At 61.6% G+C, this 9,285-nt stretch carries 9 protein-coding genes; 6 read left to right on the top strand and 3 right to left on the bottom strand.

The features are described 5' to 3' along the window. Nucleotides 1–90: 90 nt before the first annotated feature. Nucleotides 91–924 (bottom strand): nucleoside-binding protein, encoded by an 834-nt coding sequence (locus DK871_RS21315; RefSeq protein WP_161906520.1) that lies wholly within the window; start codon nt 922–924, stop codon nt 91–93. Nucleotides 925–1,081: 157 nt separating this feature from the next. Here DK871_RS21315 and DK871_RS21310 point away from each other — a divergent pair, with 157 nt between their 5' ends. Continuing rightward, nucleotides 1,082–2,584 carry a nucleobase:cation symporter-2 family protein gene (locus DK871_RS21310; RefSeq protein WP_161906519.1) on the top strand — a complete coding sequence of 501 codons (1,503 nt, stop codon included), beginning with the start codon at nt 1,082–1,084 and terminating at the stop codon, nt 2,582–2,584. Nucleotides 2,585–2,680: 96 nt separating this feature from the next. Here DK871_RS21310 and DK871_RS21305 read toward each other — a convergent pair whose 3' ends face one another. Together DK871_RS21305 and DK871_RS21300 are read right to left on the bottom strand one after the other, a co-directional pair. Further along, on the bottom strand, nt 2,681–3,613 hold the full coding sequence (locus DK871_RS21305; protein WP_161906518.1) for a proline iminopeptidase-family hydrolase: 933 nt from the start codon (nt 3,611–3,613) through the stop codon (nt 2,681–2,683). A gap of 94 nt (nt 3,614–3,707) precedes the next feature. After that, on the bottom strand, nt 3,708–4,472 hold the full coding sequence (locus DK871_RS21300) for a LuxR family transcriptional regulator (protein WP_161906517.1): 765 nt from the start codon (nt 4,470–4,472) through the stop codon (nt 3,708–3,710). A 183-nt stretch (nt 4,473–4,655) separates the two neighbouring features. Between DK871_RS21300 and DK871_RS21295 the strand changes: the two genes are divergently transcribed. Genes DK871_RS21295 through DK871_RS21275 form a run of 5 tightly spaced genes read left to right on the top strand, consistent with a single transcriptional unit; the run spans nt 4,656 to nt 9,269 of the window. Beyond that, nucleotides 4,656–5,543, top strand: coding sequence for a proline iminopeptidase-family hydrolase (locus tag DK871_RS21295; RefSeq protein WP_161906516.1), 888 nt, complete (start codon nt 4,656–4,658; stop codon nt 5,541–5,543). 3 nt (nt 5,544–5,546) lie between these two features. Beyond that, a complete protein-coding gene (locus tag DK871_RS21290) occupies nt 5,547–6,494 on the top strand; it encodes an ABC transporter permease (RefSeq protein WP_161906515.1) in 948 nt (315 codons plus the stop codon). Then, on the top strand, nt 6,491–7,348 hold the full coding sequence (locus tag DK871_RS21285; protein ID WP_161906514.1) for an ABC transporter permease: 858 nt from the start codon (nt 6,491–6,493) through the stop codon (nt 7,346–7,348). The genes DK871_RS21290 and DK871_RS21285 overlap by 4 nt, the downstream gene beginning before the upstream one ends. Then, nucleotides 7,345–8,301, top strand: a complete 957-nt coding sequence (locus tag DK871_RS21280) for an ABC transporter ATP-binding protein (protein WP_161906513.1) — start codon at nt 7,345–7,347, stop codon at nt 8,299–8,301. The genes DK871_RS21285 and DK871_RS21280 overlap by 4 nt, the downstream gene beginning before the upstream one ends. Next, nucleotides 8,298–9,269 carry an ABC transporter ATP-binding protein gene (locus DK871_RS21275; protein WP_078466602.1) on the top strand — a complete coding sequence of 324 codons (972 nt, stop codon included), beginning with the start codon at nt 8,298–8,300 and terminating at the stop codon, nt 9,267–9,269. Before DK871_RS21280 ends, DK871_RS21275 begins: the two co-directional genes overlap by 4 nt. Nucleotides 9,270–9,285 lie beyond the last annotated feature (16 nt).

Genomic DNA, 9,285 nt, shown 5'->3' with positions numbered 1-9,285 from the left:
TTCTTAAACCTTACGATGAACCAGTTTGATGCGCGACAGCGCTATGTCGGAGACTTAGTGGGGCCTCCCACATTTTTTGCGTTTCTTCAGTTAGAACGTCACTTCCATGTTCACCGTCGGCGTTGAGGTGCGGCTGCCACGCCCACCGTCCACGCCGAATTTGTTATGCCAGTATTCATAGCCCACCCCCAGGTACAGGTTCGGCTTGACGCTTTTACCCGGTCGCACCGCCACCATCAGCGCTGTACGCATCAGCGCTTCCGCTGCGGTATCGCGGCCATGGTAGTCCTCGCCTTTTGCCCCGACGTAGTTAATGAACCCCTGAAATTTCGCCGCATGGTTGCCGACTTCGAACGGGCGCATCCACGTCAGGTTAAGCATGTAGGTGTCGTCGAAGGTGTGGTTCGACTCCCGCGCGCCGGGGATGCCGGTGTGGTTCTTTTCCTTGTAGTACATCAGGCTCAGGTCCAGCACGCCGACGGTATTGAATTTCAACGTGGGGCCAATCACCAGCGCGCGCTTCTTGGCGGAAGCGAAGTTGTTGTTACGGTTGGCGTCGAAGCCCAGGGTCAGCGCGTAATCCTTGATCAGCCCGGTGCCTGGCGGCAGGTCGAACACGCGTGAGGCATATAGCTGATGCCGGTACACGGCGTACACCTCGCTGCCACCGTGGTCGGTGCCCTTGCGCGGGTCGCTGCTGTCGGACAGGAACACATCGAGGTTGAGGAAATTGCTGCCGTAACGATAGCCGCTGGCATGGGTAAAGCTGTAGATGCGCTTGCTGAAGTCGTCGGGGTTGTTCGGGTTGGTGAAGTGCTGCCCGTAGCGAAACCCGACGCTGTTGTTCATCCATTCCACCGCGACAGCCTCCCCGCCGCCGAGAAGGGTTAGTGCGACGGTGGCGCCCTGTAGTGCCTTTTTCATACTTTTTGTCCTTTGGCGTTCTGGCTCGTGACGGCCGGATTGTTTTTGTAACGCCGTTGGAGGGTATCTTGTTCGATTGATTGTATACAACTCTATGGACATACAGTCTGAACATTGCATACAGTGAGCGCACAACAAAAACAGAGAACCCCTCACCATGACTATCCCGAAGGCGTCACCGCAGCGGCCCGAAGATGAAAATCTGGGCGTCGCCGCCAACATGGCTTACGGCCTGCAGCATGTGCTCACCATGTATGGCGGCATCGTCGCCGTGCCGTTGATCGTCGGCCAGGCAGCCGGGTTGTCGCCGGCGGATATCGGCCTGCTGATCGCGGCATCGCTGTTTGCCGGTGGCCTGGCCACGCTGTTGCAAACCCTGGGCCTGCCGTTCTTCGGCTGTCAGTTGCCGCTGGTGCAGGGCGTGTCGTTCGCGGGTGTGGCGACCATGGTGGCGATTGTCGGCAGCGACGGTGCCGGTGGCGTGCCAGCGATTCTCGGCGCGGTGATGGCCGCATCCTTTATCGGCTTGTTGATCACCCCGGTGTTCTCAAGGATTACCAAGTTTTTCCCGCCGCTGGTGACGGGCATTGTGATCACCACCATCGGCCTGACCCTGATGCCCGTGGCGGCGCGCTGGGCCATGGGCGGCAACAGCCGGGCGGCGGATTTTGGCAGCATGTCCAACATCGGCCTGGCCGCGCTGACCCTGGTGCTGGTGCTGCTGCTGAGCAAGATCGGCAGCGCAACCATCTCGCGCTTGTCGATCCTGCTGGCCATGGTGATTGGCACGGTGATCGCGGTGCTGCTCGGCATGGCGGACTTCTCTGGTGTGATGCAGGGGCCGATGTTCGGTTTCCCCACGCCCTTTCACTTTGGCATGCCCACCTTCCATGTGGCGGCGATTATTTCCATGTGCATCGTGGTGATGGTGACGCTGGTGGAAACCTCGGCGGATATCCTGGCGGTGGGCGAGATCATCGACACCAAGGTCGACTCCAAGCGCCTGGGCAACGGCCTGCGCGCCGACATGCTGTCGAGCATGTTCGCGCCGATCTTCGGTTCGTTCACCCAAAGTGCGTTTGCCCAGAACGTGGGCCTGGTGGCGGTGACCGGGGTCAAGAGCCGGTTCGTAGTGGCCACCGGCGGGGTGTTCCTGGTGGTGCTTGGCCTGCTGCCGTTCATGGGCCGGGTGATCGCGGCCGTGCCCACCTCTGTGTTGGGCGGCGCCGGGATTGTGTTGTTTGGCACGGTGGCGGCCAGCGGGATTCGCACGCTGTCGAGGGTGGATTACCGCAATAACATGAACCTGATCATCGTTGCCACGTCTATCGGCTTCGGCATGATCCCCATCGCCGCACCAAGTTTCTACGATCACTTTCCAAGCTGGTTCGCGACCATCTTCCACTCGGGCATCAGCTCGTCGGCGATTATGGCGATTCTGCTGAACCTGGCGTTCAACCACTTCACCGCCGGCAATTCGGACCAGCAGTCAGTGTTTGTGGCGGGGACCGAGCGTAGCCTGTGCTTTCGCGACGTGGCCGCGTTGCGCGACGGCGATTACTACCGGGGTGGGAAGTTGTTTGATGCAGAGGGCAAGGAGATTCCGTTGGTGGCCGATGCCCAGAGGAAAACATCCAAGCCTGAGACCAGCGAGGTTTAACGAGCGACGCCGTATACCCTGTGGGAGCTGGCTTGCCTGCGATAGCGATGGTGAATTCACCGGTGCTATCGCAGGCAAGCCAGCTCCCACAGGGATTCAACCCGCTTTCAGTTCTTTGCAGGGCAACGAACACGCCTCATCCAGAAACTTCACCACTGTCCCCATGCACGCCTGGCGTTCTTCCACATGGGGCATGTGGCTGGAGTCTTCAAACAGTGCCCAGCGCACGTCCGCTATCTCATCCAGGAACGGCTTGACCACCAACGGTGTGGCTTCATCATGCCGGCCGGAAATCACCAGGGTTGGCACCTTGATCGCTGACAGGCGGCCGATCACGTTCCAGTCCTTCAAGCTGCCGATCACGTGGAATTCGGTCGGGCCGCTCATGGCGTGGTACACCGTAGGGTCCGCATCCACTTGGGCGAAGGTGCGCGCCACTTCTTCGGGCCACGGGTTGACCCGGCACACGTGCTGGTCATAGAAAACCCGTGAGGCGGCCAGGTATTGCGGGTCTTGGTAGGTGCCGGCCTGCTCGTGCTTGAGCAGGGTTTCGTGCACGCCTTCAGGCAACAGCTTGCGCAGGCGGTTGGCTTCGCTGACCCAGGTGCGCATGCAGGTGGGCGAGTTGGCAGGGATAAACGCGCGCAGGCCCTTGGGTTGCAAGATCGCGTGTTCGCTGCCGAGCATGCCGCCCCAGGACTGACCGAGGATCGCGTAGTTCTCACTGATTTGCAGGTGGTCCAGCAGGTTGTTCAATTCGTCGAGGAACAGGCCGATAGTCCAGAACGACGGGTCTTTTTCCGGTAAGTGCGTGGAGCGGCCGTTGCCCAACTGGTCGTAGTGAATGACTGCGTGGCCGCTGGCGGCGACATCCTTGAAGGCGTCGACGTAATCGTGGGTGCAGCCCGGGCCTCCATGGATGATCACCAAGGGCGTGCGGCCTGTGTTCAGGTCGCCCGTGACGCGATACCAGGTCTGATAGGCGCCAAAGGGCGCGTAGCCTTCGCGAACTTTTTCGATGAATTCCATTTCGTACCCTGCTCTGAAAAAAAGGATCAGGGTTACGATAGTCTGAACAAAAAGTTTAGGTAACTAGCAAAACAGATAGGTTTTTGCCCAAAGCTCAACCTTCCAGCAAGCGGTAATGGGTGGCCCGAACCACCGCCTGAACACGGTTTTTGGCGCCCAGTTTGTGCATCGCCGAGGCCAGGTGCAGGGTGACCACCGCCAGGGAGCGGCTCAATTGCGTGGCGATTTCGGCGGCGGTCAGGCCTTCAGCCGCCCATTTCAGGCATTCGCGCTCGCGCTTGGTCAGGCGGACGTGCGGATAAGCCCGCACCTCCTTGCTGAACAGTGGGTACGCCGCTTCTTGGAGGGCATGGGTAATCAGGCTGAAATCGGCCAGCGTATGTTGGGCGTCCTTCAATACCGTGCGCGCCTTGCCGGTGCGTAAGCCGGTGAGCGAGGCAAAACCGCCCTTGGGCAGATGAATCGGCACACTGACGCCGCAGGTCAGTTGGCGTTCATGCAGGTAGGAGGAAACGGGGGCGTGGCAGGGGTCGATGATCTTTTGCAGCGCGGTCTCGGTCTTGGCCTCATAGGACCAGACAAACGGTGATACCGAACTCAGTGCCAGGTGTTGCACCGGGTCGATCTGGTAAAACCCTTCGCTGCACCATAAGGCGTGCCAGTCGGCCGGCGTGTTGCGCAGTTGCAACAGCGAGGGGGTGATCAGTGTGCCGTTGAGGTCAATGGGCACCGGGCTGTAGTCATACACCAGTGCGTCGAAGCCCAGTTGTTGGGCAAGGATAAACGCATTGTCCATCTGTTCATCCAGGCTCCTGCCCGGTATGAGGCGATTATTGAAGGCGGTCAGCTTGGCCAGCATCCGTTCTGCTCCCGAATTCATTTGAATCTCGACTTGCTGCAAGTAGAATGCCACGCCCCGGCGAAGGACTGCCAGGCCAAACCTATAAGAAATACTAGGTTATGGACGCACGGCATCCTCGGTAGTGTTGACCTGATAAACGGCCGCTACCCGCCAGGCCGATACAACACAAGGAATGTATGCATGTGGCGTGAAATTGCCCCCGACCAGCAGTACAACGTGCAAGTCGACGGCCACAACCTCGTGGTCTACAGCTTTGGCGAAGGTGATGAGGTGCTGCTGTGTCTCAACGGCGGGCCGGGCCTGCCGTGTGACTATCTGCGCGACGCCCATGGCTGGCTCAAAGCACATAACCTGCGAGTGGTTGCATTCGACCAGCTTGGCACGGGCGCATCAGCCAGACCGACCGATGCCGCACTGTGGGAAATCCGCCGTTATGTCGAAGAAGTCGAGACCGTGCGCCAGGCGCTGGGCCTGGGCCGCGTGCATTTGCTCGGGCATTCCTGGGGCGGTTGGCTGGGCATCGAATATGCCGTGCATTATCCCGGTGCGCTCAAAAGCTTGATCCTGGAAAACACCGTCGGCGACATTCCCCACCTGTCCCAGGAACTGGAACGCCTGCGCGGCGCCCTGGGCAGCGAAACCGTGGCCATGATGCAACGCCACGAAGCCATGGGCACTCTCGACCATCCGCAGTACCAGGCCGCCATCACCTTGCTCAACTACCGCCACGTGTGCCGGCTTGACGAATGGCCGGAGCCGGTCAAGCGTTCCCTGGGCGACTGGAACATGGGGCCTTACGAAACCATGCAAGGCCCCAACGAGTTCCTCTATATCGGCAACCTCAAGGACTGGAACCGCCTCAAGGAAATGGCCGAGTTCACGATGCCGATCCTGATCACCACCGGCCAGCACGACGAACTCACCCCCGCCTGTGCGATGCGCATGAAACTTGCAGCACCCCATGCCGAGTTGCAGGTGTTCCCCAACAGCAGTCATATGCCGTTTTACGAGGAGCCGCAGGCGTACTTCCCGGTGCTGCTGGACTTTCTCGCGCGCCACCGAGGCTGACGCATGAACCTGGCGCGCTACCGTTTTGTGTTGTCCCGGCCCCTGCAATTGCTGCCGGTGCTGTTGGGCATCAGCCTGATCACCTTCGTGTTGGTGCGCTCGATTCCCGGCGACCCGGCGCGCGCCTTGCTGGGTTCGCGCAGCACGCCGGATGCGCTGTTGAAGATCCGCGCCCAGTTCGGCCTCGACCAGCCCTTGTGGCTGCAATACTTTTACTTCCTGAAAAACCTGCTCAAGGGCGACCTCGGCCAATCGCTGCTGTACAAGGTCGACGCCCTCAAACTGATCGTCACCCGCATCGAGCCGACCCTGGTGCTGGTGCTGGGCAGCGTGGTGCTCGCTTTGTTGATAGCGCTGCCACTGGCGACGATTGCGGCGCGCCAGCAAGGCCGTTGGGCGGACAAGCTGATCCGCGTGTTCACCACGGTCGGCCTGGGCATGCCAGCGTTCTGGCTGGGGTTGATGCTGATCTTGCTGCTCAGCGTGAAATGGGGCTTGTTCCCAGTGTCTGGCTATGGGCGTACCTGGCTAGACAAGGCGCACCACATGCTTTTGCCATGCCTGACCATCGCCCTGGCGCTGTCGGCGGTGCTGGTGCGCAACCTGCGGGCGAGCATGTTGATGGAGTTGCAGGCAGACCATGTCACCGCTGCCCGCGCGCGCGGGCTGCCTGAAGGCGCGGTGTTTCGCCGGCATGTGCTGCCCAACGCCCTGGTGCCAGCGGTCAACCTGCTGGCGGTCAACATCGGTTGGTTGATCAGCGGCACGGTGGTCATCGAAAGCCTGTTCGCGATTCCAGGCATCGGCCAGTTGTTGGTGCGCGGCATTTTCACCCGTGACTACATGGTGGTGCAGGGCGTGGCGATGGTGCTGGCCTGTGCCACGGTGGTGGTCAACTTCATGGCCGACCTGGTAACCGTGGCCCTCGATCCACGGGTGAAGATGCAATGAGCAGTCGCCTCTTGATTGCCCCCTGGCGCTTGCGCCTGCGCTTTGGTTTTCGCAATGGCCGGCTGACCGCCGCATGGGGGTTGTTGATCCTGTTCGCATGGTTGGCTCTGGCGCTGTTTGCGCCGTGGGTCGCGCCCTACGACCCTATCGCACAGGACACCAGCATCAGCTTGCTAGCCCCCAGCCTTGCCCATCCGTTGGGTACGGACAACTACGGCCGGGATATCCTCTCGAGGGTGATCTGGGGGGCGCGCATCGACCTGCAGTTGGCGATTATCGGGGTGATCTTTCCGTTCATCATCGGCACCTTTATCGGTGCGGTCTCGGGTTATATCGGCGGGCGTTTCGACAGTGTCTGCATGCGTGTGATCGATGTGGTGCTGGCGTTCCCGTTCCTGGTGCTGATGCTGGCGATCATGGCCATCCTCGGGCCGGGCTTGCAGAGTTTTTACATCGCCATGGCGCTGGTGGGCTGGGTGTCGTATGCGCGCCTGATTCGCTCGCAGATCCTGGTGCTCAAGGAAAGCGAGTTTGCCCTGGCCGCCAAAAGCCTGGGCTTTGGCCATGGGCGCATTCTGTTCCGGCATTTGCTGCCCAATGCGCTGTTTGGCTCCATTGTGTTTTCCATGTCCGACGCGGTGCTGGTGCTGCTCAACGGCGCCGCCGTCAGTTACCTGGGCCTGGGGGTGCAACCGCCGACCGCCGAATGGGGGACGATGGTGGCGGAGGGGCAAGCCTTTATCACCACCGCCTGGTGGATCTGCACCTTCCCGGGCCTGGCCATCGTGACCTTGGCCATGGGCTTCAGCCTGTTGGCCGATGGTGTTGCGCAGGTATTGGGGGAGCGTTCATGAGCCTGTTGCAGGTGCGCGACCTCAGTGTGATCGCCAACAACGCCGGGCGTGATATCACCTTGGTGGACAGGGTGTCGTTCGACCTGGCCGAAGGTGAAATCCTCGGCCTGGTGGGCGAGAGCGGTTCGGGCAAGACCATGGCCTGCCGCGGCTTGATGCGCTTGCTACCGTCACCCAATCTGCGCGTGCAGGGCGGCGCCGTGCAGTTGGCCGGCCAGGACCTGTTGGCACTGGATGATGCCGGTATGCGCGCCGTGCGCGGCGGGCAGTTGGGCATGGTGTTCCAGAACCCCAGCAGCCACCTGGACCCGTTGATGCGCATCGGCGAGCAGATCGCCGAGGGCATCCGCCTGCATCAAGGCGCGTCGAAAAAAGACGCGCGCATGCAGGCGATCGAGGTATTGCGTCAGGTCGGGATTCCCGACCCCCAGGCGCGGATCGACAACTACCCCCATGAGTTTTCCGGCGGCATGCGTCAGCGCGCCATGATCGCCGTGGCCCTGGGCTGCAACCCAAAGGTGTTGATCGCCGACGAACCGACCACGGCCCTGGATGTGACGGTGCAGGCGCAAATCCTGCGGCTGTTGCTCGACCTGCGCGACCAGCGTGGCCTGTCGATCATCATGATCACCCATGACCTGGGCGTGGTGGCGCAAACCTGCGATGCCATCGCCGTGATGTACGCCGGGCGCCTGTGCGAGCACGGCAGCAAATACGAGTTGCTGGCCCAACCGCAACATCCGTATACCGCAGGCCTGATCGACTGCCAGCCGGCCCATAGCAGCGGGCATGCGTTGTTGCGCACCATTGCTGGCCAGCCGCCGTTGCTCGATGCATTGCCCGACGGCTGCCGCTTCCACCCGCGCTGCCCACAGGCCGGTGCCCTGTGTACCGAGTTGCTGCCACAAGGCCCACGCGTGGCCTGTCACTATCCGTTGGGAGGGCGCCCATGAGCCTGTTGCAGATCAAGGATCTGGAGGTGCGCTTTGCCGCGTCCGGCAGCGGCCTGCTGGGCCTCAACCGCCAGTGGGTGAGGGCGGTGAACGGGGTGTCGTTGAACCTCGCCGCCGGTGAAACCCTGGGTTTGGTCGGCGAGTCCGGCAGTGGCAAGAGCACCCTGGGCCGAGCAATTCTGCACCTCAACCCGATCAGCGCCGGGCAGGTGCTGTTCGACGGTATCGACATGGCCCATGGCAGTGCCATCGACATTGCCCGGCTGCGGCATGAGACCGCGATGATTTTCCAGGACCCCTATGCCGCGCTCAATCCACGGCACAGCATTGGCGAAACCCTCGCCGAAGTGCTGCGGGTACAGCGCAAAGTGGCGGTGGCGCAGATTCCCGCGCGCGTCAACGAACTGCTGGAACTGGTGGGCCTGCGTCCCGAACTGGCGACGCGTAAGCCGGGCTCCCTGAGTGGCGGCCAGTGCCAGCGCGTGGGTATCGCCCGGGCGCTGGCGGTGGAGCCGCGCCTGATCATTGCCGATGAATGCGTGGCGGCGCTGGATGTGTCGATCCAGGGGCAGATCATCAACCTGCTGCTGGAACTGCAACAACGCATGAACCTGGCGATCCTGTTTATCGCCCATGACCTGGCCATCGTGCGGCGCCTGTGCGACCGCGTGGCGGTGATGTACCTGGGCAAGATCGTCGAGGAGGGGCCGGTTGAAGCGGTGTTCACCGCGCCGCGTCATCCGTATACGGCGGCGCTGATCCAGGCCATCCCGGAGATCGATCCGCACCGGCCATTGCCCGCGCAGCCCTTGCCGGGTGAGCCTCCAAGCCCGCTGAATCTGCCGACAGGCTGTGCCTTTCACCCGCGTTGCCGGTATGCGCAAGCCATGTGTTCCACGGTATTGCCCCCCACCCATTTCCTGCACGAGCATCGGTACAGTTGCGTGCTTGAAGACCCTTTGCTTTGACCCTCTGCCATTCATT

Origin of the sequence: Pseudomonas sp. L13 (genome assembly GCF_009935965.1) — a bacterium.
In the GTDB taxonomy this organism is placed as follows: Bacteria; Pseudomonadota; Gammaproteobacteria; order Pseudomonadales; family Pseudomonadaceae; genus Aquipseudomonas; species Aquipseudomonas lactis.
Note: the sequence above shows the minus strand (reverse complement) of the source record. Positions and strands in the feature narration are given on the sequence as shown.

Excerpts from the sequence above, each read along its gene's own strand:
- DK871_RS21310 (WP_161906519.1), top strand. The coding sequence starts at position 1,082 with ATGACTATCCCGAAGGCGTCACCGCAGCGGCCCGAAGATGAAAATCTG.
- DK871_RS21295 (WP_161906516.1), top strand. The coding sequence starts at position 4,656 with ATGTGGCGTGAAATTGCCCCCGACCAGCAGTACAACGTGCAAGTCGAC.
- DK871_RS21275 (WP_078466602.1), top strand. The coding sequence starts at position 8,298 with ATGAGCCTGTTGCAGATCAAGGATCTGGAGGTGCGCTTTGCCGCGTCC.
- DK871_RS21280 (WP_161906513.1), top strand. The coding sequence starts at position 7,345 with ATGAGCCTGTTGCAGGTGCGCGACCTCAGTGTGATCGCCAACAACGCC.
- DK871_RS21300 (WP_161906517.1), bottom strand. The coding sequence starts at position 4,472 with ATGCTGGCCAAGCTGACCGCCTTCAATAATCGCCTCATACCGGGCAGG.
- DK871_RS21315 (WP_161906520.1), bottom strand. The coding sequence starts at position 924 with ATGAAAAAGGCACTACAGGGCGCCACCGTCGCACTAACCCTTCTCGGC.
- DK871_RS21285 (WP_161906514.1), top strand. The coding sequence starts at position 6,491 with ATGAGCAGTCGCCTCTTGATTGCCCCCTGGCGCTTGCGCCTGCGCTTT.
- DK871_RS21305 (WP_161906518.1), bottom strand. The coding sequence starts at position 3,613 with ATGGAATTCATCGAAAAAGTTCGCGAAGGCTACGCGCCCTTTGGCGCC.
- DK871_RS21290 (WP_161906515.1), top strand. The coding sequence starts at position 5,547 with ATGAACCTGGCGCGCTACCGTTTTGTGTTGTCCCGGCCCCTGCAATTG.